Genomic DNA, 24,754 nt, shown 5'->3' with positions numbered 1-24,754 from the left:
TGAATAAGTATTCACTATCATTGTTTGGGCTTATTGGTTAATATTCCGTTTTTGCATATAATCGTTTTTCATGTTTAATCGAAACAATCCAGTAGTGAAAACTAAAAAATGAAGTTAATTCGCTTGGATTGAAGAGAAAGGGAGTAAATGAGCTAGCTTAGAGATATTTGTTTATTGAAAAGCTTGCTTTAATGGTGTGGGTGGTCGCATAACGGTGTGCTTTCGTTATATAATCGCGATCCATTTATTACGGTACTGAAAGTTATAATGAATCAATATTTAGCGATAACCTCGAACGGACTTGAAAACCTTCTAGCGGATGAGCTCAAGCAGTTAGGGATTACCGATGCTAAGCCAGTGCAGGCTGGTGTGCGTTTTACAGCCACAAATGCACAAGCCTATCGTTGTTGTTTATGGAGCCGTTTGGCTTCACGTTTTGTTTTAATTCTCTCTGAATTTTACTGCAATGATGATATGGACCTTTATTTATCAGCATCGGCTGTGAATTGGGCTTCTCATTTCTCTGTAGATAAACGATTGATTGTTGATTTCAATGGTACAAACCAAGAGATTCGTAATAGCCAATACGGCGCCATGAAAGTTAAAGATGCGATTGTTGATAGCTTCACTAAAAAAGACTTAGGTCGACCTGAGATCAGTAAAGATCAACCCGATCTTCGCATCCATGTCCGTTTACATCGTGATAGAGCAATACTCGGTATTGATATTGTTGGCTTAGGATTACATCAGCGTGGCTACCGAACTCAAGCTGGGGCTGCTCCTTTACGTGAAACACTGGCTTGCGCAATTATTACTCGAAGTGGGTGGGATGGCTCGCAAGTATTATTGGATCCTATGTGTGGTTCAGGTACCTTATTAATTGAGGCCGCATTAATGGCCGCTAATGTTGCCCCTGGTATTCAACGTTCTAAGTGGGCTTTTGAAGCATTACATAGTTTTGAAGCCGATGTTTGGGCTGAAATAAAAGCTGAAGCGAGTGTTCAGGGTCGTAAAGGCGTTAAGTCTTTAGAAGCGAATCGCTTCTTTGGTATTGATAATGATCAGAGGGTGCTTCAAGCCGCTAAAGATAATGCTAGGCGAGCAGGTTTGGGTGATGCTATCCAATTTAAGTTGGCTGATGCGGCTAAACTAGAAAAACCTCAAGGGTTTGATACTGGCATTATTATTTGTAATCCACCATATGGTGAGCGCTTAGGAACTGAACCGGGTTTGATTGCCTTGTATACTGCTTTTGGTGCGCAATTAAAGAGTGAGTTTGCAGGAAGCCATGCATCTATTTTCTCTTCAAGCGAAGAGCTGCTTAGCTGTTTACGCATGCGTGCTGATAAACAATATAAACTAAGCAATGGTGCGTTACCGTGTCACCAAAAAAATTATTCTATTACTGCTCGTGTGAATCCAAATGGTGAAACAATACGCCATTCTGAAAAGGAAGAAGCACAAATCGCACCAGACTTTGCCAATAGGGTCAAAAAGAATCTTGCTAAAATAGGTAAGTGGGCGAAACGCGAGCAACTCGATTGTTACCGTGTTTATGACGCCGACCTTCCTAATTATAATGTAGCAATTGATTTATACCTTGATCATGTAGTGATTCAAGAGTATGCCGCGCCTAAAACGATTCCTGAAGATGTCGCCAAACGTCGTTTGACCGATATTATTAGAGCGACCATTCAAGTTTTAAACGTGGATGCAAATAAGGTTGTGCTTAAAACTCGGGAAAAGCAGAAGGGGAAACGTCAATATCAAAAATTATCTCAAGATTCTGAATACCTTGAAGTGAATGAGTATGGCGTAAAACTACTGGTTAACCTGCAAGATTATCTTGATACTGGCTTATTTTTAGACCATAAATTGACCCGTCGTCGCTTAGGTGAGATGTCTTCAGGTAAAGATTTCTTAAATCTATTTGCGTATACCGGTAGTGCTAGTGTTCATGCTGCTGCGGGTGGAGCCAAATCGACAACGACGGTGGATATGTCGAATACTTATCTGCAATGGGCTCAGCGTAACATGGAGCTGAATGGCTTTGTTGGTGAGCATCATCAATATGAACAAGCGGATTGTTTACAGTGGTTAAAGCATGAAGATCGTACGTTTGATTTGATTTTCATTGATCCACCAACGTTTTCTAATTCAAAAAGAATGGAGCAAACATTTGATATTCAGCGTGATCACCTGATGTTGATGGAGAATTTAAAGCGTTTGATGAGAAAAGATGCTGTGGTTATTTTCTCGAATAATAAACGTTTGTTTAAAATGGATCTCGACGGCCTAGAACAATTAGGCTTACAAGCGGAAAATATCTCATCAAAAACCCTACCAATGGATTTTGCTCGTAATAAGCATATTCATAACTGTTGGGTTATTACACACCGCTAATAGAATAAAGTGTTAGCAAGGAATGTTGATATGTTGAAACTGTATTCCACTGTAGGTTGCCATTTATGTGAAATGGCATTTGAGCAGTTATCTAGTCTCAATCTTCAATCGCAAGTGGACGTTATCGATATCGCCTTTGACGACGAATTATTTAACCGTTACGGGGTCACAATACCAGTGATTTCACTTAAAGAAACGGACAAAAAGCACCAGATACAACCGGAAGAGTTGTTCTGGCCATTTAATATCAAAGAATTACAAGTGTGGTTAAAACAAAATGGCATTGATTACCCTTCATAACGCTCAATTGGCTTTTGGCGATCATCCTTTATTGGATAAAGCGGACTTTGCATTACAACAGAATGAAAGAGTATGCCTTGTAGGCCGTAATGGCGCAGGTAAATCGACCATGATGAAAGTCCTTGCGGGTGAAATCATTATGGATGATGGTAAAATTCAAGTCACACAAGATGTTGTGGTGTCTCGTCTAGAACAAGATCCACCACGTAATGCAGAAGGTACAGTATACGACTATGTTGCTGAAGGCCTTGCTGAAGTGGGGGAACTTCTTAAGCAGTATCAACATCAGTTAGATATTATGGCGGAAGATCCATCAGAAAAAAACATCAATCATTTATCTCGTATTCAAGAGCAATTGGATCACAATAATGGATGGCGTTTGGAAGAACGTATTAAAAATATACTGACATCGTTATCGCTTGATGAACATACACTGCTGACGAGTTTGTCTGGTGGTTGGCAACGTAAAGCGGCATTAGCACGAGCATTAGTATGCGACCCGGATGTATTGCTTCTCGATGAACCGACTAACCACCTTGATGTGACGACTATTGAATGGTTGGAATGCTTTTTGAAAGATTTCAGAGGTTCAATAATTTTTATTTCGCATGACAGAGCTTTTATTCAGTCAATGGCGACTCGTATTCTGGATTTAGATCGCGGTAAATTAAGTTCTTACCCTGGTAACTATGAACAATACCTGATCGATAAGGAAGAAGCATTACGCGTTGAAGAAATGCAAAATGCGGAATTTGATAAGAAACTGGCTCAAGAAGAAGTTTGGATTCGTCAAGGAATAAAAGCTCGTCGGACTCGTAATGAAGGACGTGTAAGGGCACTTAAAAAATTACGTGAAGAACGTTCTGATCGTCGTGAAGTACAAGGTAAAGCCAATATTCAAATTGATGAATCTAATCGTTCAGGTAAGATTATTTTTGAAGCTGAAAATCTATGTTACTCCATTGATGGTAAAACGATTGTCGATGATTTCAGCTTCAATATTATGCGCGGTGATCGAATTGCCTTAATTGGTCCAAATGGTTGTGGCAAGAGTACATTATTAAAATTATTACTTGGCCAGTTGCAACCTGACTCAGGTCGCTTACATTGTGGAACGAAGTTAGAAGTGGCTTATTTCGATCAATATCGCGAAATACTTGATCCTGAGAAAACGGTTATGGATAACCTAGCTGATGGTAAGCAAGAAGTGACTGTTGGTGGTCGAACTCGTCATGCATTAGGCTATCTCCAAGATTTCTTATTTGAACCTAAAAGGGCTCGTACTCCGGTTAAAGCATTATCCGGTGGTGAGAAAAACCGTTTGCTTCTTGCTCGATTATTTTTAAAATCAAATAATTTATTGATTCTAGATGAACCAACGAATGATTTAGATATCGAAACATTGGAACTTTTAGAAGAAATTCTTGCCAACTATCAGGGTACTTTATTATTAGTCAGTCATGACCGTCAGTTTGTCGACAATACCGTGATGAGTAGTTGGATTTTTGAAGGCAATGGTAAAATTGAAGAGTTTGTTGGTGGTTATCATGATGCGCAAGAACAACGCGCACAAGTTTTGCAATCTCGTGGTCTGAATGTGGCTGATGATATTGTGAAGCCAACAGAAAAAGTAACAGAGGAAGTGCCTAAACCTCAACCTGTCGAGAGTAAACCTAAAAAATTGTCTTATAAACTGCAGAGAGAATTAGAGTCTTTACCGCAGTTATTAGAAAAATTAGAAGCTGAAGTTGATGAGCTTCAAGAAAAGGTTAACCAACCTGACTTTTTTAACCAGAGTAGTGACGACACTCAAGCAGTATTAAACCGCTTGAACGCTACTGAACAAGAATTAGAAACTGCATTTGCTCGGTGGGAAGAACTTGAGTCTATGCAGGCCTAACGGATTAGATGTGAATGCCAAATAAAATATTTAAGTTAAGTGTTATTACTGCTTCATTATTAGCAACAAATTCAGTGACGGCTGCAATTTATAAAATTGTACCTGTTAACTCTAATGTGGATGCAAAGCAGACGTTTTCGAGCACGATAAGTGATTCATCGATAGAATCAGATACAAATCCATTAGGGTGTTTTGCAGACACTGTAAGCTGTTCTGATTCGAATTACTTACTTGGTGGAGATAGTCGACAAGGTTCCGATGGTTTTTCTTATCGTGATGAAGTGCCTTTTCGTATCGATAATCATTTTTCTTATTTAGATTATAATGATTTAAAAAGTTATTGTTATAACCAGTTAGGTTATTCTACTTGTGAGAGCTGGGCAAATCAGCAGTGGTTTGGTGGTCAATCAAGTAACGATACTGATGTTTGTGATACTAGCTTACAAGGGGGGTTATGTCATGAAAGACGAGCTTTTAATCAAGGTTACAATGGCCGAAATGCCGTTGCATTAATTAATGGGAGTGAAATCTCTGCGCCAGTTGAAAGTAGCTATACACCTCCTGGTGGTTCATTAATTACGGACTCTTCGAACAGCGTAGTTAATAAAGTACTTGCCGATGGCACGCCAATTGGTATTGCAAGCAGTGGTTATTATAGTGTTGGTAGTAATGAGCTTTTAACCTATCGTCAGCGTGGTTTTTATGGCACAACATACTTACTGCCGAAACAAGATGGTGCTTCAATAGTAAAACAAATGGGGCGTACCTTTGCGTTTGACTCCTTTGAATACCCTAAAGATAGTGGTTCTATTTATGTCGTTGGTTCAGCATCGATTGCACCTTTTAATAATAATGATGATAACAAAAATTATTTTGGTGACTTAAGCAAATGTACAGAGACCACTAATTATCCAAATCCAGTATTACTAGCCGATTGTCAAAACTTTGCTTTCGCTACACAAGCTTATGTTTGGGATACCGCTGACGCTAATGGTGCATCAGGAGCTGCTGTTTCAGAATGGTCAGGACAGGCTACATCGGAACCTAACCGCGATGATGCCAGTGCTCAAAGTAGTGCCCGAACATCGGTCATTGCTGAAACGAGCAATAGCTTATATGGAGATAAACCGGTACTTGGTGGGTTTAATACTTATCGTGATGATGATAGCTTATTGATGCAGGCTGCTATTTTTTATCCAGCATCATCATTTGACCCGTCAAAAGAAAACCAATGGCAGACAGCCTTTGTTAGAGGCGCTGAAATTAAGCAAGGTGATGATTATATTTACAGCAACAGCTTGGTTAAAGACATTAATAATCACTTGATTGCAATTGGAGAAGCCAAACGTAGCGGGCGTTACCCTGAGAATGGTGCTGCTAATAATCGCTTGTTCTATACGGACGCCTCAAAAGGTAGCCCAACATCGCCACCAACGGCTGTTTATTTATCGGGTGATATTTTCTTCAAAGGTGCGGGTGGTGAAGCGAATGCCATCAACAACTATAATGAAGTGGTAGGCTCCATTGATGCTGAAGATGATCGTGAAGTTAATGGTAAAGAACGTCGTCGTCGTGGCTTTATCGATCCGTTAAATTTATCTGGATACAATACTGAGCGTTTTGCTATCTTTCAAGGTAAGTCATGGTGGCTTGATAACTTAACCAATGATGGTGATGTATCGGGTAATAACAACCAATATCGCATTGTAAATGCGACAGGTATTAATGACGATGGTGTTATTTCTGCGACAGCTAACTTTTGTCAAGGTGGGTATGATTATGTTTCTCATAATTCATATTGTGGAGATGGGGCTGGCGTCGAGAAGTTGGTTGCCGTTAAGTTAATCCCTATTCCTGGCGCGACTTCTTCGGATATTCAAATAAGAAAAGCAGGTGATGCACCAGTTGAAAGATCGGGAGGGGGTAGCCTAGGTTATTTTGCTTTGACTATACTTGGCTTAATTGGTTTCAGACGAAGAAAAAACAAAATGTAAGATTGAACCGAGGCTCACAAAATTGAGCTTCGGTTTTTTTTTATCTTGAGAAAACCTCAAAGATGATCGATGCTTTACTTGTGGTGTAATAAAAGTGCCACAGATAGTCGTTTTCGTAAAATTTAAGAAAGAGGACTGAACTATGAAGAGACAGAAACGCGATCGCCTAGAAAGAGCGCAATCTCAAGGCTATAAAGCGGGTCTAAATGGGAGATCGATGGATGACTGTCCATTCCAGCAGATGGATGCAAAATCGAATTGGTTAGGCGGATGGCGAGATGCTAGAGAAGATCGCCAATCTGGACTTATAAAGTAAGATGTTTTTAATTTAGGCTCCAATTTGGGGCCTTTTATTTCAACATATGACGCACTATAACTAAATAACCATAAGAAAATAAATCAGCAAATAAGCTGATTTATTAAATCATATAAACAAATTCTAGAAAGAAGAAGTATCTTGGAAAAGACCTACTTTCAAATCTTTTGCTACATAAATTTCTTTTCCATCAACAAGGACTCGACCATCAGCAAGGCCCATAACCAAGCGACGATTTACCACACGCTTTATATTAATTTCATACGTTACTTTTTTAGCTGTTGGTAGGATTTGGCCTGTAAATTTAACTTCACCCACACCTAAAGCGCGGCCTTTACCTTCACCGCCAACCCAGCCTAAAAAGAAACCTACCAGTTGCCACATAGCATCAAGGCCTAGACAGCCAGGCATAACAGGATCACCAGGGAAGTGACAATCAAAAAACCATAGATCAGGAGTAATATCTAACTCTGCAACAATGATGCCTTTACCAAACTGACCTGTACCATCTTCATCAGTAATATTGACAATGCGATCCATCATAAGCATGTTAGGGGCTGGAAGTTGAGGACGACCAGGTCCAAACAATTCACCTTGGCTCGAAGCTAAAAGATCTTCACGAGTATATGAGTTACGTTTGTTTTGCATTATTTTTTCACTCCAGAAATAGTCTGTGTATCTTAGAGAACACGTGTAAGCTAAACAAGTCCGATCAGTGAATACCTATGATGTTTTTGATCTTATTCAAAAAACCACAAGGACTTAATTCATGTTTATCGAAATGCTCGATTCTCTCAGAAATTTTCTTCAAAATAGTTTCATCTTCGTCACCACGGAATGCTTTACCGAAAATGAGAGGAAGAGCTTCATCAACAGACTCTACTGACCATAGATGAAATTGTTCACTTTTCAAAGCTTGTACAACATCTTGATGTAAGGATAAATGTTTCAAATTAGATTTTGGAAGAACAACACCTTGTTGGCCTGTTAATCCGTGGTGCTGGCAAACATTGAAGAAACCTTCAATTTTTTCATTTAATCCTCCAACAGCTTGAACTCGACCAAACTGATCGACGGCCCCTGTAACCGCAATAGCTTGATTGATAGGGTATTCAGATAGGGCGCTGACTAATGAACATAGCTCAGCTAGCGATGCGCTATCACCATCCACTTCGGAATAAGATTGTTCAAAGACAATAGAGGCAGCAAAAGGTAATGGATCATCAAGATTTAATGCACTGCCAAGAAATGCTTGCATAATCATCATACCTTTCGCGTGTAAATTACCGCCTAACTCAGCTTTACGTTCAACGTCGGCTATATCGCCATCACCAAAGTGAATAACACAAGAGATACGAGCTGGCTCACCATAAGTGACAGGGTGACCAGGTATTTCTATCACGGTTAAGCCATTGACTTGTCCAACACGTTCACCTTGAGTTTCAATAATTACCTGACCCTCCAAAATATCGTCTAACGCTCTCAATGGCAGGTATGATTGACGATAATTTTTATGGTCTAAGGCTTGTTGTATATGTATAGCAGAAATATCGTTATGATTAGACTCAATGCTAGCTTCAGTCAGTAAACTCTTATGCCAAATTAAACATAAAGGCATACGCTCTTGATCTTCAGTTTCCCGAGCACCTTGAATTAAAAAAGATTCCCAAGCTTGTATGTTTTGTAAGCTTGGCAATTTATCATTTTGTATAATCCCTTTTACATAACCCAAATATTGCTTAAAGGATTGATCGCTAATTTTTAATTCAAGCTCAACTTCACCGAATAAACACATTTGACTCCGAATATCCGCATCAAACATATCAAGATCCGCTAATTGCATACGATCACCTACAATAACTAATTTAATATCATAGTATTTTTGGGGGGCGGAAGTGATTTGTCGGGGATCGGAGCTTAGTGGGGAGCAGGAGTCACCAAGAATCGCTGACTTTAATTTTGGCCAAGCTCTAGGATTAGCTAAAATTAAATTTGCTGAAATAATAAGGTAACCACGATCTGCTTTATCAAGTAAACCATCAGTAATGCTAACAATCTCTCCATTTTTAACTTGATATTGGCCAAATAAATCTTTGGGTTCAATAGAGTCACTGGTGATGACTGGAACTCGATCAATATGGTTTGAATGGATTAAATTTTGGTAACTTTGTTCTATTACCTGTCTATAAATGAAATTATCAGGGGCATTAATTACAAGAAAACGTGGGAAACTTTTTAATTGATCAAATCGAATGATTGACGACAGTAGTCTCGGCTGTAAATCGAGAAAAGAGAGTGGTTGTATTGCATCTACATGAGATAGCACATCTTCAAATTGATTAAAATTAGGGATTGCTGAATGCCAAGACTCTTTGATCATTATAAAAGTGTTCACTATGTGGTTAGAAGCTAAGAAGTATATAGAAAAATGTCCTAATCTTATACCTGTTTATAGGCCCACGTGGTTAAAGAATACTCAAGTAAACTGACGTGGGAGAAAATAGAGCTAATCTTAGATAGCTAAAATATAATGAAATAGTTGAGTTAACACTTGACTTTAGTTACACTGTCACTAGAAATTGTCAATAGGGAAGACGAATGAAGTATCAACAGCTTGAGAATTTAGAATGTGGTTGGAAATGGCAATATCTAATACGTAAATGGAAGGATGGCGCATCGATCACTCGATACCGAGATAGTAGTGAATCTTCAGCTGCTGTTGACGGTCTAAAAAAACTAGAACATCAACCTACCCAAGTGATTGAATGGATAGATGAACACATTAATCCAGAGCTAGATAACAAGCTTAAACAAGCTATTAGAGCTAAGCGTAAGCGACATTTCAATGCCGAACACACTCATACGAAAAAGAAATCGATCGATTTAGATTATGCAGTATGGGAAAAGCTTTCAGAACGGGCACAAGAATTAGGCTGCACATTGTCTGAAGCGATTGAATATTTAGTTTCTGAGGCATCTCGTAGTGAAATAGCGAGCAAAAAAGTGAATAGCATCAAGGCAGATTTGAGTAAGCTACTCGATTTTTAAACCTAAAATAAATTTAGGCTCTCTTGATAATTCGTGACTGAGCTTCCGTTTTTATGCACTTAATTTGGTTTAGGATAAGTTACAAGCTATTGTTGTGTACAATTATGTTCACACAATAAACTTAACTTATTACTAATGCGATGGAGTACACATGAAAAAACTCACATTCTTTACGCTTTGTTTACTACTTTCCTCAACGGCTTTTGCAGCAGATATTGCTGCTGGTAAAGAAAAAACCATGCTGTGCGCATCCTGTCATGGAGCCGATGGCATCGCTGTTATTCCTGGTTACCCTAATCTTAAAGGACAAGATGCAGCGTATATTGAGAAATCCATTAAAGCTTATAAAAGCGGAGCGAGAAAAGACCCCGTGATGTCACCTATGGCTGCAACAATTAATGATGCAGATATTAAAGATATTGCTGCATATTTTGAAAGTTTAAAATAAAAATTACAGTATTCAACGTGATACTTCTCTACAAAAACATTTCTACTTTCAAAAGCTTTGAATATTTCGCTAGAGCGCAGCTTAAGTCACATTCGCTTGGCTTAGTGCTTGCTCTGTACCAAAAAAGACCGCTCAATGGCGGTCAATTTATTATCATTTAAATATGACTGAAAAAAATCCATCCACCAACACCTATCAGTGTAGTGCCTCCAAATATCTCAGCTCTAGTGCCTAAAACGGCTCCTAAAGCTTGTCCTAGCATTATACCAATAGTTACCATAATGCAGGTTGCAGTTCCTATCAGTGCCGAGGCTATCCATATATTTACATTGATAAATGCCAAGCTTACACCAACAGTCATAGCATCAATGCTCGTACCAACAGCAGTGAATAGTACCTTGAACATAGATGGTTTTATTAACTTTTCATCTCCTAATTGACTCGGTTTTAGCCCCTCATAAATCATATGAGATCCTAAGCCAACTAATAGAATAAGTGCTATCCAATGATCCCAAAGGTCAACATAGGGAGAGGCGCTTCTACCTATAAGCCATCCTATCAGAGGAGTTATAGCTTCGACTGTACCAAAAATTAACCCCATTCTCAGGGCTTCGGATATTCGGGGATTTTTGAGGCTAGCGCCTTTACCTACTGCTGCTGCAAATGCATCGGTAGACATAGCAAAGGCTAGTAATAAAAGGGTAATTATGCTCACTTTATAATAATTTCCGGTCAGGCAGTTAAAACCACGATATATCCACACGCCCGACCAACAGGCATGAATATATCAATGGTCTCGCCAACCAAAAGGCGTTCGTACCATGGTCATTTGACCAAGTATGTTGACACGAACACTTTCGCAATTGAAAGTAGGCTACTCCCCAAGGAGGCGCAAATTTATCAAATGTGATTATCTCTTACAAGAAATTCTTGGTAACGATTTTTTAGCCTGAAGTCATTATTAACGCCAAATGAGTCTTATATACATTGCATGTATAGATAATATTAAACACAACCAATTCTTCAATCGGCGTGTTGAATCTACAGAGATAATTTAACTTTGATAAGAAGTGGCAATACTAAATGGGACCAACATTAATAGTGCGCATTATGTATATTATGTTAAATATAAGTGTGATTTGTATTTTACCTGAATAATGTGTGCCCTATACAACAAACTAATTACTTAAAATTAAAGTAATTAGTTTATTTGTATCCGTTTCAATGATAAAAGCGTTTTTATTTTCTAGATTGATAATAGAAAGATGTAATTCTTGTGATGTCGATAGATGTGTTCTTTCTAATTTTATCCCCTGTGAACTTAGCCAAATCGATTTTGTTATTTGATTTTCATTTTCCATTTTATTTTTAATAATTTGTAACGTAATTTTTAATTCTGAAGATGATACTTGATTAAATAAAATTGAGTAATCTGTTTCCAGATCTTTGAATTGGCATATTTGTTCTTTTTTACAGCTTATCTTTGTACTTATCTCCTCTCTATGCTCAATAGTTCGCCATGTAAATGCACTAACTAAAACAATGAAGATGAGCGTTATTTGTACAAGTCTTGCCTTTGTAAGTTTTTCTGCTGCCATTCCTTCACTTTCCTATGTAACTGACTTCAAATTATTAAGTAATAAGCCTGTATAACCTATTGGTATCTCAGGTATAGTGGGCAACGAAAATGTTGCTTTTATTTAAAGCTATTGTTACCAGTTTTAGAAACTAACTTTGGTAATCTGTGTTTGGGTGACATTACAACACTATTTTAGTGTTGATGCTATGTAGTTAATTATAAAGATTGGAAGCATTCAAGATGAGCCAAGAACATCAGCTTGAGCATAATTATAACTACACGGTCGTACGTCAATTTGCCTTAGTTACCATACTTTGGGGAATTGTAGGTATGAGCGTTGGGGTATTAATTGCTGCTCAATTAGTCTGGCCACAGCTTAACTTTGATACGCCGTGGTTGACGTACAGCCGTTTACGTCCATTACATACAAATGCGGTAATATTTGCATTCGGGGTAAGTGCCCTATTTACCTCTTCATACTATGTTGTACAACGAACTTGTAAAACCCGCCTTTTCGGTGGGCTGTTAGTTCCTTTCACCTTTTGGGGATGGCAAGCGATTATTTTGTCTGCAATCATCACCCTACCTTTAGGATATACAACAAGTAAAGAGTATGCAGAATTAGAATGGCCGATTGATATCGCTATTGCTATTGTGTGGGTAGCTTATGCTACTGTTTTCTTTGGTACTTTGATCAAAAGAAATACCTCTCATATTTATGTTGCAAACTGGTTCTTTGGCGGGTTTATCTTAACCGTTGCGGTTTTGCATATTGTAAATAGTATGGCCATACCGGTTTCTTTAGGAAAGTCTTACTCCATTTACTCTGGTGCAGTTGATGCAATGGTACAATGGTGGTACGGCCATAATGCGGTAGGTTTCCTATTAACGGCAGGTTTCTTGGGTATGATGTACTATTTTGTGCCTAAGCAAGCAGAGCGTCCGGTTTATTCATATCGTTTATCGATTGTCCATTTTTGGGGGTTGATTTCTCTATATATTTGGGCTGGCCCTCACCATTTACACTATACAGCCCTTCCTGATTGGACGCAGTCTGTTGGTATGGTGATGTCTATACTCCTATTTGTACCTTCTTGGGGTGGTATGATTAACGGTATTATGACCCTTTCTGGTGCTTGGCATAAACTGCGTTACGATCCAATCTTACGCTTCTTAATTGTTTCTTTGTCTTTCTACGGTATGTCTACCTTTGAAGGCCCAATGATGGCAATTAAAACAGTAAACGCCTTATCTCATTATACTGATTGGACCATTGGTCATGTGCATTCTGGTGCTTTAGGTTGGGTTGCTATGGTCACCATTGGTTCGCTTTACCACTTGATTCCAAAATTGTTCGGTCAAGAACGGATGTACTCTATTAAGTTAATTAATGTGCACTTCTGGCTTGCAACCATTGGTACGGTTTTGTATATCGTGGCTATGTGGATTTCAGGTGTTATGCAAGGATTGATGTGGCGTGCAGTGAATTCTGATGGAACATTAACATACAGTTTTGTTGAGACAGTTGAAGCTTCTCATCCATTCTATTTAGTCCGTTTCATTGGTGGTGTGATTATTGTCTCTGGTATGTGGTTGATGGCATATAATACATATAAAACAGTAACTTCACCTAAGAGTAGCCTTAAAGCTATTTCTCAACCGGCTTTATAGGAGGCTATAGTATGAGTTCTAATAAGAATCGCCATTCAATAGTCGAAAAAAACGTTGGATTATTGGCTATATTAATGGTTTTTGGTATTAGTTTAGGGGCATTGGTGGAAATTACTCCGCTTATCTTCCAAAAACAAACAACTGAACCTGTTGAAGATCTGAAACCTTATACTGCATTGCAGATGGAAGGACGCGATCTTTATATAAAAGAAGGCTGTCATGTTTGCCACAGCCAAATGATCCGTCCATTCCGCTCTGAAACTGAACGTTACGGACACTATTCAGTTGCGGGTGAATCGGTTTGGGAGCATCCATTTTTATGGGGTTCTAAGCGTACCGGTCCGGATCTTGCTCGTGTTGGTGGTCGTTATTCCGATGAATGGCACCGAGTGCACTTAATTGACCCTCGTGAAGTGGTTCCAGAATCGATAATGCCGGGTTATCCGTGGTTAGCTGAAAATAAACTAACGGGTGAATATACTGCTCAAAAGCTTCGTCTTTTCCGTGATTCATTTGGCGTACCATATACCGATGAACAAATCGCTAACGCTAAGTCTGATGTAGAAGGTAAAACAGAGCTTGATGCTTTGGTTGCCTATCTACAATCGCTTGGCCATGCCATGAAATAAGAGATGATAATATGGATATTATAACCCTTCATAGTATTTGGACCTTAGTATTGTTTATCAGTTTTTGTGGTGTTTTGTGGTGGGCCTGCGGCAAGAATCGCCAATCTCGTTTTGATGAAGCGGCGAATCTGATTTTTGATGATGAGCCGGAAGAATCGAGTAAAGAACAAAAACAGGGAGGAATGAAGTAATGACTACATTCTGGAGTGTCTGGGTAACAGTAATTACACTAGGTACCATTTTTGGTATTTTAGCCATACTGATCTGGTGTTTAAAAGATAAGATGGGAGTTGAAGAAGGTGCTGATATGGGTCATGAATACGATGGTATTCGTGAACTGAATAACCCGCTTCCCAAATGGTGGACTTATTTATTTTTCGCGGCGTTTGCCTTCTCGGCGGTATATCTTACTTTATATCCTGGCTTAGGTAACTTTCCTGGTCTTTTAGGTTGGACTAGTTCTCCACAACAAGTAAAATCTGTGGCAGAAATGAATGCTTCTATTAAAAGTGCTCAAGAAAACAGACAACTTGATGAATATTCAAAAGAGCTAGATGATGCCAATAAATTTTATGGTGAATCTTTCAAACGCTTAGCGAATAACGAGGCTGGGACTGGCTATAAAACAATACCCGAGATCGCAGCTGACCCTGCAGCATTGAGAGTTGGGCAGAATCTGTTTCTACAAAACTGTTCTCAATGCCATGGCTCTGATGCCCGTGGGCAAAAAGGTTTCCCTAACTTAACGGATAATGCTTGGTTGTATGGTGGTGAACCTGAAGCCATTCTAACCACGATTCGTCATGGTCGGGTTGGGGCTATGCCAGCTTGGGGAGAGACGTTTGGTGAAGATGGTGTGCACGAAGTTGTTAGCTACGTTCTGAATTTATCTGGACGTAAAGTCAATTCTCGTGAGGCTGCGGCAGGTAAAGTTCGCTTTGCTGCTTGTGCTGCTTGTCATGGGACCGACGGTAAAGGTAACCCAGCCTTTGGTGCGCCAGATCTTACTGACAATGATTGGTTATTCGGTGATTCTCGTGCCGATGTGACAGAAACGGTAATGTATGGTCGCCAAGGCGTTATGCCTGCGTGGGGAAATATTTTAGGTGAAGATAAAATCCACCTTGTTGCTTCCTATGTCTGGAGCCTCAGTAACCAAAGGTCACCTGAATCAGCTAACTAATTCTTAGTTTATGGTTTAACAGCCCCTTATGGGGCTGTTTTTTCTTCTATGTTATAAATTTTTAACTTGTGAGAATGTTATGAAAAAGCCTTGGTATAAACAGTTTTGGCCGTGGTTTCTTATTTTCCTCCCGATGTGTGCGGTCACTGGTAGCTTCATCACCCTTGGGATTTTCGCTCAAAATAGTGTGAATCTTGTTTCTGAAGATTACTATAAAGAAGGTAAAGGTATTAATGTTGATCTAACTAAAATACATGTTGCTAAAGGTTTTCAATTAAAAGCGACTGTGGTTTCGACTAGCACTGGGCTTCTTTTTCATTTAGATAAAGGTAAACTGCCTATTTATCCTGCTTTGCAAGTAAGCTTTACCCACCGTACTTTGCCTGATAGAGACTTCGAACGTACCATCAGCTCTGATGCAAATGGAAACTATCGAATTACTTTAGATGCACCTTTAAATGGACCTTGGTTCATCAAGTTTGAGCCTCATAATAAAGAGTGGATGATTCAAGGTAAGGTTGGTTTTCCTACTGACACTCCAACCATTTTATTGGATTAAGGGATTTTTTATAAATGTATCAATCATCGACGCAACAAGCGTGCTATCACTGTGGTGATGTTGTACCAGCTAAAGCTAGCTTTACCGTTGATATTCTAGGGCAGCAACGAGAAATGTGTTGTCTAGGATGCCAATCTGTCGCACAAACCATTGTCGAAAGTGGTCTAGATTCCTATTATCAATACCGAACATCTCCTGCGGAAAAAGTTGACCTTATTCCCGAGCAACTTCAAAAACTTATTCATTACGATAACATTGAAGTGCAGCAAGAATTTGTTAGGAATGATGATAATCTATCCGAGGTGACACTGTCACTCGATGGGGTCTCTTGTGCTGCCTGTGCATGGCTTATTGAAAAACAATTACATGCTGTTAAGGGTGTAATACTTATACGGGTAAATATCACAACTAACCGAGCCATATTAAAGTGGAATACTGAACAAACACGATTAAGTGATTTATTGCGTTCCATTCATCAATTAGGTTATAAAGCCGCCCCTTTCGAGCCTAACCAGCATGAAGAAGCGTATCACCAAATGATGAAGCAATATCTCTACCGCTTAGGCGTTGCAGGTCTTGCTACTATGCAAGTTATGATGCTAGCTATTGCTCTTTATTTTGAAGTTTTTTCAGACCTTGATACTGAATTCAAACAATACCTTCGCGTCGTCAGTTTAATTTTTGCAACACCAGTCTTGCTGTATTCTGCTCAGCCATTTTATTTGAATGCTTGGCGAAGTATCAAAGGCCGAACGCTTGGTATGGATGTTCCCGTTTCTATTGCCTTGATCTTTGCTTATGTTTCAAGTGTATGGGCAACACTGACAGGAACCGGCGAAGTCTTTTTTGAATCCATTTCTATGTTTACTTTCTTTTTATTGGTTGGTCGATTTCTTGAGATGCGTGCTAGGCGTAAGGCCGCTACCGCCAGCGCGAACCTTTTAAAACTAGTGCCAGCAATGGCTAGAATGAACAATGGTGAGCAAGTCCCAGTTCGAAGCTTAAAAATTGGCGATACCATTCAAGTTCTCCCTGGGGAACATATTCCTGCGGATGGAAAAGTGATTATAGGTTCGACGCAAGTCGACGAATCCATGCTAACGGGTGAGTCTATCCCGGTCTTTAAGCAACAATATGATTTTGTGTATGCAGGAACAATGAATGTAGGTGAATCTTTTGAATTAAAAGTCACCAGCCATAAAGCTGATTCTGTCATTTCTAATATTGTTCGCCTACAAGATGAAGCGCAATTATCGAAACCTAAAATTGCTGAAATAGCCGATTATGTCGCAAAATATTTTGTCGTTATTATTTTAATTATCGCTGCTGGTACTTGGTGGTATTGGCATCTACACCAACCAGACTCTGCATTTTGGATTATGCTCTCCGTTTTAGTTGCAACGTGTCCATGCGCCCTTTCATTAGCGACACCCACTGCTGTCACTTGTTCTACATCTCGGCTCGGTACATTAGGTATCTTATTACGTAAGGGACATGTATTTGAAACCTTATGCAAAATAAATCATATCGTACTAGATAAAACCGGTACCTTAACAGAAGGCAATATTGAAATTAGTCAATGTAGGGTATACGAAGGTTCAGAAATGAGTCAGTCTGAATGTTTCTCAGTTGCAGCAAGCTTAGAAAAACATGCTAACCATCCCATTGCAAATGCATTTTCCTCATACTATTCAGATAAAATAGTTATTAATAATGTGAAAAATGTTATTGGCTCAGGCTTAAGTGGCGAATATCAAAACAAAATTTGGAAAATTGGTACATTAAGTTTTGTAACCAAACATCCAAAGGAAACGGATGAGGCTTCAACCATTTATTTATCGTGTGATGACTCGCTAGTAGCCTGTTTTGAATACGTAGATCCGATCAGATCTGAAAGCCCTAATTTCATTAATAAACTTAAAGAAAAAGGCTTAAAAATTACGATACTAACGGGGGACTCTTTGCACAGCACCCAAAAGGTGGCCAATAAACTTGGTATTGAGGATTATCGATGTCAACTAAAACCTGCTGATAAATTACATTACTTAAATGAACTCAACCACACTTATATCACTTTAATGATTGGAGATGGTATTAATGATGCCCCTACTTTAGCTGGTGCTCATTTATCCGTTGCAATGGGTAGTGGTTCGGATGTAGCTAAGGCGTCGGCTGATATGGTGTTACTTGGTGACAAATTAAATAAAATACTTGAGGCAAGAAAACTAGCTCTACATACTAGACGTATTATTCGTCAGAATTTAGCTTGGGCACTTGGGTATAATGCATTAATTTTACCTTTAGCAGTAATGGGCTTTATCGCCCCATATTTTGCAGTTATAGGCATGTCCGCAAGCTCAATTATTGTGGTGACCAACTCTTTGAGGTTATTGAAATAGATGGAAAGCTTATATTTACTCATTCCTATCGCTATTATCTTTGTTTGTATAGCGGTTGCAGTATTTATTTGGGCGGTTAAAACAGAACAGTTTGATGATCTTGATCGGCAAGGACACAGTATTTTATTTGATGATAATGACGAGATAAAAACCAAGATTGAGAAAAAGGAAAAGCAATGACGAATGATTGGTTTGCTGCTTTTCTAATTGGATTATTAGGTGCAGGCCATTGCATGGGAATGTGTGGTGGTATTGCCAGTCTAATGAATATAGGCGAAATGTCGTCTAAGCGCTTATGGCTTAACCCCATCTTGTATAATGTAGGGCGCATTATTAGCTATACTTTGATTGGTGGTATTGTTGGTTCAACAATCTCAACCATAGCTGAATATTCAGGTGTAAATGCCCCACTAAATTGGCTTCGTCTTATTTCCTCTATTTTTATGATAATCTTGGCTTTATACATTGGTCAATGGTGGGCAGGGTTACTTTATATTGAGAAAACAGGGCAGCACATCTGGAAGTATATCTCTCCATTAGGGAAAAAGTTATTACCAATTAAGCATCCTTTTTATGCGATTCCTTTTGGTTTTATTTGGGGATGGTTACCCTGTGGGCTTGTCTATTCAATGTTAACTTGGTCTGCTGCCTCTGGCGGCGCCCCCCAAGGCGCTTTAATTATGTTTTCTTTTGGTTTAGGCACACTCCCTTTAATGCTATCCATTGGGTTAAGTACCACCAAACTAAATCAGTGGATAAAATCCATACTCTTTAGGCGCATTGGTGCAACCTTACTTTTGTTTTATGCCTTATTCCAGTTGTATCAAGGAGTTGTTAGATTAATGTGATGGTTATGTCTTAGACCTCCATTTACTACTGTCCTTTAGAGGTATGAACTGCTAAAATATTGATGTATATCAATTATAACTCATCGGTAATTTATGATTTCAGATAATGCGAAAATAAAACGTGCCCAGTCTGGCGGATGTGCTATCCATTGCCAAGACTGTAGCATAAGTCAATTATGCATTCCTTTTACATTGAATGATTCTGAATTGGATCAACTTGATGAAATAATTGAACGTAAAAAACCTATTCAGAAAGGACAAGAAATATTTAAGGCTGGTGATGAACTTAAATCTTTGTATGCTATTCGTTCTGGAACAATAAAAAGCTACACCATCACAGAGCAAGGCGATGAACAAATTACCGCTTTCCATCTTGCTGGTGATTTAATTGGTTTCGATGCTATAAATAACAGTTCACACCCTAGTTTTGCCCAAGCTTTAGAGACCTCAATGGTTTGTGAGATTCCTTATGAAACCTTGGATGAGCTTTCTGGGAAAATGCCAAAACTTCGTCAGCAAATCATGCGTTTGATGAGCAATGAAATAAAAGGCGACCAAAACATGATTCTACTCCTTTCTAAAAAGAATGCCGAGGAACGTTTAGCCGCATTTTTATTCAGTCTTTCTACGCGCTTTTCTCAGCGAGGGTTTTCACCCAGAGAGTTTCGTTTAACGATGACTCGTGGGGATATCGGTAATTACTTAGGCCTTACAGTTGAAACCATTAGCCGTTTGCTTGGTCGTTTTCAAAAAAGTGAAATTTTGAGTGTGAAAGGAAAGTATATTACGATTAACGATCATGATGCTTTACAGAAACTTGCCGGTGTCGTAGACGACTAATCACTGTTAATTCAAATAATTAAAAGCCGCTATTGTGATGATAGCGGCTTTTTTCTTTCTGAAATATTGGTTAGGTCACTAAAAATACTCTTCATATTCAGCTACAGTAATAGATAAAGTGATCTTCTGATTTAACGCAAATGTAGGGAGTTTCTATGAACGAATATAAAAATATTTTAGTCGTTGCAGATGTTAATAATGTTGAGCAATCGGCACTGGCTCGTGCCTTTCAAATTGTTCGAGATCTCCCCGATCCAGCATCAATTACTTTTTTCTTGTCTATTTATGATTTTTCATACGATATGACATCAATGCTTTCTTCTGATGAGCGCGATGCGATGCGTAAAGGTGTAATTCATCAGCGTGAAGCATGGATGCGTGAAGTGGCAGAGCCCTATCTAAAAAGTGACATTGAATTAAATATAAAAGTCGTGTGGCACCATAGACCATACGAAGCCATTATCGCAGAAGTATTTTCCGGTGAGCATGATATTTTGATTAAAGCCACTCGAAAACACGATGTATTAGAATCGGTATTCTTTACGCCAACAGATTGGCATTTATTACGTAAGTGCCCTTGCCCTGTATTGCTCGTTAAAAATCACGATTGGCCAGTAAATGGCAATATTATTGCGTCAGTACATGTTGGCTCTGAAAATACGACTCACACAGCACTGAATGAAAGTATGGTAAAGCAAGGTTTGAATTTTTCAAATCAACTGAATGCTGAACTATTTCTAGTTAATTCTTATCCAGTGACTCCGGCTAACGTAACGGTCGAATTACCTGAATTTGACCCTACGTCATATACCGATGCAGTAAGAGGTTTTCATTTAACGGCAATGAAGGCATTAAGACAAAAGTATGGTATCGATGAAGAACACACTCGTGTCAATGAAGGGTTACCGGAAGATATTATCCCGAAAGCCTCTAAAGAGCTTGACGCAGGCTTAGTGATTTTAGGCACAACAGGCAGAACCGGCCTTTCAGCGGTTTTTATTGGTAATACAGCAGAGCATGTAATTGATAAAATAAATTGTGATGTACTAGCATTGAAGCCAGCCGGTTTTATCAGCCCACTTGACCCAAACTAATCGATGAAGAATTAGTGATCGTTTGGTATAAAAGAGCAACCAACTGTGTTGCTCTTTTGTTTTTTGTCCGTATGATACGGCATTTATTTATCCGCATCTTCACGATGATTGATGCAGTAAGCATTAAAACATACCAATTATCACGATTTGCTATTTTGGTATCAGTTAAGGTTAAAGACAATGAATGTGAATCAAAGCACCATTACCGAATCCAAGCAACAAGCACACAAGAAAGCTGAACAATATAATTTTAACAAACTTCAAAAGCGGATTCGTCGTAATACTGGTCAAGCTATCGCTGATTTCAATATGATTGAAGATGGTGATCGTATCATGGTGTGTTTATCTGGTGGGAAAGATAGCTTTACTATGCTTGAAATTCTAATGAGCTTGAAAAAGAGTGCTCCTGTGAATTTTGAATTGATAGCGGTAAATTTGGATCAAAAACAACCAGGTTTTCCTGAACATATTCTCCCTACTTACCTTGAGTCTTTAGGTGTTGAATACAAAATTGTAGAAGAAGATACCTATTCAATTGTTTTGGATAAAATACCGGAAGGTAAAACAACATGTTCATTATGTTCTCGTTTACGCCGTGGTATTTTGTATCGTACTGCAAAAGAAATTGGGGCAACAAAGATAGCGCTTGGGCATCATCGTGATGATATTTTAGAAACATTATTCTTAAATATGTTCCATGGTGGAAAAATGAAAGCAATGCCACCAAAACTGGTTTCAGATAATGGTGAGCATGTTGTTATACGCCCATTAGCGTATTGTCGAGAGAAAGACATAATTAAATTTTCGGCGATGCGTGAGTACCCTATCATTCCATGTAATCTATGTGGATCGCAGCCTAATCTACAGCGTCAAAATATTAAACAAATGCTCAACGACTGGGATAAGCGTTTTCCTGGGCGTATTGAAACCATGTTCAAAGCGGTTCAAAACGTGGTGCCAAGCCATTTGGCTGATTATAACCTGTTTGATTTCAAATCAATTGATCGTAGTTCTGGCGTGATTAATGGTGGTGATATTGGGTTTGACAAAGAAGAGATGCCAACACCGCTACCTTCAGAGGGTGCAATGGAGTTTGATCCTAACTTACAATTAGATGTGACTAATCTATAACATCATTTTTTACTAAAAAGCCAAATTTTTTTGCTCATTCGCCGTTTAAAAGTTTGGCTTTTTATTTTTAGATTTAACTTGGCTATTTCTTACGTTTATTTTCCAAGTAGTGGTAGTACTCTAAACGTAGTTTGAGGGAAATCTAATACCGCCCCTTCTTTTAAATCAACCAGCTTGATCAACCCCTTTCCATTTTCGATATTGATCGATGCCCCATTAGAAACGGTAATTGAACCATTTCTAATAGACCTAAATTCTAAGGTCAGCCCGATAACTTCTGGTGAAAACCAACTTGAAAACATGCCACCCAGATCATCAAGCATTTTACTCATTTGAGGTAAAAGTGCTTTAATTTGAGTATAGGTAACTTGGCCTTGTAATGGCTTATTCGTCATCACTACCATTGAAAAATCGCAGAGTTTACCTTTCTCAGTATCAACATAAACAAGAGGTCCGACTTGGCGTAAATTGTTGTCAATAGGAACGACAAGCTCTTGGCTGTCAGGAATAGTAAACTCTTCATAATGTTCATCCTTTTCCATCCAAGCTTTATCAATATTGCAAATTCGAGAGGTTTCTTGTTCTTGAAAGAAAAATGCCACCTTTACATCTGGGTGTCCTTCTTTAAGGTTGTTTTTCATTTGAGTATAAAGTTTAGAATAATTAAATCGATACTGTTGCGCACTAACTTGCCCTGATAATAAACATGCAGTCAGTCCAAAGAGCCACCAATTGATCTTACTACCTATCATTGAGTCACCCAATAATCAGAGTTATGTTGAATCATGCTCTGTAAATCATCAACATAATCTTGACCACGTTCAGAGTAGCCTAATAAACCATTGGTTAGTGCGATTGCTGCATCTTCAGATTTTAAATTCTTACCTTCTTCAGTTAGTTTTGCTCGAATTTTACGCAATTTTTCATAAGCTGCATTGCGATTAACATTCATAAAATAGGCATGAATGGACTCTTGAGGCGAATCAAATTTTGCCACTTCATGAGTTGCACCTTCTACACGTTGTAATGGCACTAAGCCACACCCTTCGCTATAACACCACTGTCCAAAGAAATTATTGCCTTCTTTAGCAAAACGAGAAGTCCCCCATGCAGATTCATTTGCAGCTTGAGTCAATACTAATGATGGAGGAAGAACATCAACACGTAATAACATTTCATTTAGCCAAGCGTCATCAACACCACTTTCAGGCAATGCATAGTTGTAAGCATTTGATAAACGTAAAGCAATATTGAGCTGCTTACCATCTATTGTTTCTTTATCTGAAAGTAATGTTTTCATTTCAAGTAGCTGTGTACGTTCAGACTCGACACGCTTATTTTCTTTTTGCATTCCCGGCCATAATGCCGCAAAGAATTTTTCTTTCTTTGTGTTTAAATCAACTGCATCAACCTTCTGTGTCATTTCTTTCTTTTCTGGCTGAGGTTCTTTTACCATGTGATTTTGCACATAGTAAAATGTCCAGCAAGCTAAAACTACAGAAACAATTATAAATTTTTTCATCATGCGTCAAATACCTGAGACTGAGTTTTTTTACTATTCAGTGAGTTACCACCTGAATGGGTTACTTTTAATCGAATACCAAACATATCTCGATAAATAATGCCTTTGATATGAAAGTAAAATGGTAAAACGAAAATGAGGCCAATACCATAAAACAAAGCAGCGGCAAAAAACATCAGTAAAACTAATGCATAAACGGCTGTAATAGTTAGTATTTTTTTATTTACCCCACGTAGTGATAAAAGCAATGAACGCATTGGAGTGATACGCTTTTCACAAATTAATAGAACGGCATTACTGAATGCCATCGATAGATATAATGATAAGAAAGGTAACACCATTCCTGCAATACCTTGAAGCATTAATGCCATTAAAGTCATTAACATGATAGGAATTGTAAATTGAAAGCCTTTCAATATATGACGAATTTGAGTTTTGAATCCTGTGGCATGGCTCATCGCCATTAAACAAACGCCAGCAAACAATGGCGCGCTAATCACTTCATAGCTAAAGTTCGCGATCAAAACTGATTCAATAATATTTTGGACTTGTGCTGATTCAGCCGATTCTTCAAATATTTTAAAAATCACACTTGGATCGCCTAATTGCATTTTTAACGCGACAACAAAAATAGTAATTTGTAAAACGATAAGTAAGACGATTGTTGGTGAGAATGACAAAAAGTTTTTGATCGTCAATTGCCACGCTTCTTTAAGGATGTTGTTAGCCTTTAGTTCATATTGGCCAGATAACGCCGATTCAATGTTGCCACCAACATTAAATTCTTTTTCTAAATTGTCATTCATTTATTGGGATTCCAAACATCGTCAAATTTGCGTAATGAGGGAACATTATACTCATGAAGTATAAAGATGCGAGTTTACGGTATT

The 24,754-nt window shown here is 38.5% G+C and carries 25 protein-coding genes and 1 riboswitch; of the genes, 18 read left to right on the top strand and 7 right to left on the bottom strand.

What is annotated here, in order from left to right; translation table 11 throughout:
* Window positions 1–267: 267 nt before the first annotated feature.
* From rlmKL to rmf, 5 genes are all read left to right on the top strand, one after another.
* Window positions 268–2,403: a bifunctional 23S rRNA (guanine(2069)-N(7))-methyltransferase RlmK/23S rRNA (guanine(2445)-N(2))-methyltransferase RlmL gene (gene rlmKL / locus VCASEI_RS06815; protein ID WP_086958445.1), complete on the top strand. Its 2,136-nt coding sequence runs from the start codon at window positions 268–270 to the stop codon at window positions 2,401–2,403.
* 30 nt (window positions 2,404–2,433) lie between these two features.
* On the top strand, window positions 2,434–2,703 hold the full coding sequence (locus tag VCASEI_RS06810) for a glutaredoxin family protein (protein WP_086958444.1): 270 nt from the start codon (window positions 2,434–2,436) through the stop codon (window positions 2,701–2,703).
* On the top strand, window positions 2,681–4,603 hold the full coding sequence (locus VCASEI_RS06805) for an ABC transporter ATP-binding protein (protein WP_086958443.1): 1,923 nt from the start codon (window positions 2,681–2,683) through the stop codon (window positions 4,601–4,603). Before VCASEI_RS06810 ends, VCASEI_RS06805 begins: the two co-directional genes overlap by 23 nt.
* Before the next feature lie 14 nt (window positions 4,604–4,617).
* Window positions 4,618–6,597 (top strand): DUF3466 family protein, encoded by a 1,980-nt coding sequence (locus tag VCASEI_RS06800; protein ID WP_086958441.1) that lies wholly within the window; start codon window positions 4,618–4,620, stop codon window positions 6,595–6,597.
* Between the two features lie 142 nt (window positions 6,598–6,739).
* Entirely contained in the window at window positions 6,740–6,913 is a 174-nt protein-coding gene (gene rmf, locus VCASEI_RS06795) for a ribosome modulation factor (RefSeq protein ID WP_017025600.1), read from the top strand.
* Between the two features lie 123 nt (window positions 6,914–7,036).
* Here rmf and fabA read toward each other — a convergent pair whose 3' ends face one another.
* The gene (fabA, locus tag VCASEI_RS06790) at window positions 7,037–7,561 is read right to left on the bottom strand and encodes a bifunctional 3-hydroxydecanoyl-ACP dehydratase/trans-2-decenoyl-ACP isomerase (RefSeq protein WP_089110946.1); all 525 of its coding nucleotides are present in this window, start codon (window positions 7,559–7,561) and stop codon (window positions 7,037–7,039) included.
* 64 nt (window positions 7,562–7,625) lie between these two features.
* Window positions 7,626–9,293 (bottom strand): AAA family ATPase, encoded by a 1,668-nt coding sequence (locus tag VCASEI_RS06785; RefSeq protein ID WP_089110945.1) that lies wholly within the window; start codon window positions 9,291–9,293, stop codon window positions 7,626–7,628.
* A gap of 218 nt (window positions 9,294–9,511) precedes the next feature.
* On the opposite strand from VCASEI_RS06785, the gene matP reads away from it, so the two are divergent.
* Window positions 9,512–9,961, top strand: a complete 450-nt coding sequence (gene matP, locus VCASEI_RS06780; protein WP_089110944.1) for a macrodomain Ter protein MatP — start codon at window positions 9,512–9,514, stop codon at window positions 9,959–9,961.
* Between the two features lie 151 nt (window positions 9,962–10,112).
* A complete protein-coding gene (locus VCASEI_RS06775) occupies window positions 10,113–10,409 on the top strand; it encodes a c-type cytochrome (RefSeq protein WP_089110943.1) in 297 nt (98 codons plus the stop codon).
* Window positions 10,410–10,566: 157 nt separating this feature from the next.
* Here VCASEI_RS06775 and VCASEI_RS06770 read toward each other — a convergent pair whose 3' ends face one another.
* Window positions 10,567–11,172: a manganese efflux pump MntP gene (locus tag VCASEI_RS06770; protein WP_238321369.1), complete on the bottom strand. Its 606-nt coding sequence runs from the start codon at window positions 11,170–11,172 to the stop codon at window positions 10,567–10,569.
* Window positions 11,134–11,304: riboswitch (yybP-ykoY riboswitch) on the bottom strand. Its footprint overlaps the gene before it by 39 nt.
* Before the next feature lie 283 nt (window positions 11,305–11,587).
* Window positions 11,588–12,007 (bottom strand): hypothetical protein, encoded by a 420-nt coding sequence (locus tag VCASEI_RS06765; protein ID WP_086958429.1) that lies wholly within the window; start codon window positions 12,005–12,007, stop codon window positions 11,588–11,590.
* Between the two features lie 221 nt (window positions 12,008–12,228).
* On the opposite strand from VCASEI_RS06765, the gene ccoN reads away from it, so the two are divergent.
* From ccoN to ttcA, 11 genes are all read left to right on the top strand, one after another.
* The gene (gene ccoN / locus VCASEI_RS06760) at window positions 12,229–13,659 is read left to right on the top strand and encodes a cytochrome-c oxidase, cbb3-type subunit I (RefSeq protein WP_086958427.1); all 1,431 of its coding nucleotides are present in this window, start codon (window positions 12,229–12,231) and stop codon (window positions 13,657–13,659) included.
* A gap of 11 nt (window positions 13,660–13,670) precedes the next feature.
* Window positions 13,671–14,288, top strand: a complete 618-nt coding sequence (ccoO, locus tag VCASEI_RS06755; protein ID WP_086958425.1) for a cytochrome-c oxidase, cbb3-type subunit II — start codon at window positions 13,671–13,673, stop codon at window positions 14,286–14,288.
* Window positions 14,289–14,299: 11 nt separating this feature from the next.
* Window positions 14,300–14,479, top strand: a complete 180-nt coding sequence (locus tag VCASEI_RS06750; protein ID WP_086958423.1) for a cbb3-type cytochrome oxidase subunit 3 — start codon at window positions 14,300–14,302, stop codon at window positions 14,477–14,479.
* The gene (ccoP, locus tag VCASEI_RS06745) at window positions 14,479–15,471 is read left to right on the top strand and encodes a cytochrome-c oxidase, cbb3-type subunit III (RefSeq protein WP_086958421.1); all 993 of its coding nucleotides are present in this window, start codon (window positions 14,479–14,481) and stop codon (window positions 15,469–15,471) included. Before VCASEI_RS06750 ends, ccoP begins: the two co-directional genes overlap by 1 nt.
* 79 nt (window positions 15,472–15,550) lie before the next feature.
* Window positions 15,551–16,030 (top strand): FixH family protein, encoded by a 480-nt coding sequence (locus VCASEI_RS06740; RefSeq protein WP_086958419.1) that lies wholly within the window; start codon window positions 15,551–15,553, stop codon window positions 16,028–16,030.
* 14 nt (window positions 16,031–16,044) lie between these two features.
* A complete protein-coding gene (locus tag VCASEI_RS06735; protein WP_086958417.1) occupies window positions 16,045–18,429 on the top strand; it encodes a heavy metal translocating P-type ATPase in 2,385 nt (794 codons plus the stop codon).
* Window positions 18,430–18,609, top strand: a complete 180-nt coding sequence (gene ccoS, locus VCASEI_RS06730) for a cbb3-type cytochrome oxidase assembly protein CcoS (protein WP_086958415.1) — start codon at window positions 18,430–18,432, stop codon at window positions 18,607–18,609. It begins immediately after the preceding gene.
* Window positions 18,606–19,277, top strand: coding sequence for a sulfite exporter TauE/SafE family protein (locus tag VCASEI_RS06725; RefSeq protein WP_086958412.1), 672 nt, complete (start codon window positions 18,606–18,608; stop codon window positions 19,275–19,277). Before ccoS ends, VCASEI_RS06725 begins: the two co-directional genes overlap by 4 nt.
* Window positions 19,278–19,370: 93 nt before the next feature.
* On the top strand, window positions 19,371–20,117 hold the full coding sequence (locus tag VCASEI_RS06720) for an FNR family transcription factor (protein ID WP_086958410.1): 747 nt from the start codon (window positions 19,371–19,373) through the stop codon (window positions 20,115–20,117).
* Window positions 20,118–20,272: 155 nt separating this feature from the next.
* Window positions 20,273–21,211: a universal stress protein UspE gene (gene uspE, locus VCASEI_RS06715; RefSeq protein ID WP_086958408.1), complete on the top strand. Its 939-nt coding sequence runs from the start codon at window positions 20,273–20,275 to the stop codon at window positions 21,209–21,211.
* 180 nt (window positions 21,212–21,391) lie between these two features.
* Entirely contained in the window at window positions 21,392–22,342 is a 951-nt protein-coding gene (ttcA, locus tag VCASEI_RS06710; RefSeq protein WP_086958406.1) for a tRNA 2-thiocytidine(32) synthetase TtcA, read from the top strand.
* 95 nt (window positions 22,343–22,437) lie between these two features.
* On the opposite strand, the gene VCASEI_RS06705 is transcribed toward ttcA, so the two are convergent.
* The 3 genes from VCASEI_RS06705 to VCASEI_RS06695 are packed head-to-tail and all read right to left on the bottom strand — an operon-like array spanning window position 22,438 to window position 24,670.
* On the bottom strand, window positions 22,438–23,094 hold the full coding sequence (locus VCASEI_RS06705) for a DUF2987 domain-containing protein (RefSeq protein WP_089110942.1): 657 nt from the start codon (window positions 23,092–23,094) through the stop codon (window positions 22,438–22,440).
* Window positions 23,091–23,864, bottom strand: a complete 774-nt coding sequence (locus VCASEI_RS06700; protein WP_394347156.1) for a glucosaminidase domain-containing protein — start codon at window positions 23,862–23,864, stop codon at window positions 23,091–23,093. The genes VCASEI_RS06705 and VCASEI_RS06700 overlap by 4 nt, the downstream gene beginning before the upstream one ends.
* A complete protein-coding gene (locus tag VCASEI_RS06695) occupies window positions 23,864–24,670 on the bottom strand; it encodes a DUF2189 domain-containing protein (RefSeq protein ID WP_089110940.1) in 807 nt (268 codons plus the stop codon). The genes VCASEI_RS06700 and VCASEI_RS06695 overlap by 1 nt, the downstream gene beginning before the upstream one ends.
* Window positions 24,671–24,754: the final 84 nt, after the last annotated feature.

Origin of the sequence: Vibrio casei (genome assembly GCF_002218025.2) — a bacterium.
GTDB lineage: Bacteria > Pseudomonadota > Gammaproteobacteria > Enterobacterales > Vibrionaceae > Vibrio > Vibrio casei.
Note: the sequence above shows the minus strand (reverse complement) of the source record. Positions and strands in the feature narration are given on the sequence as shown.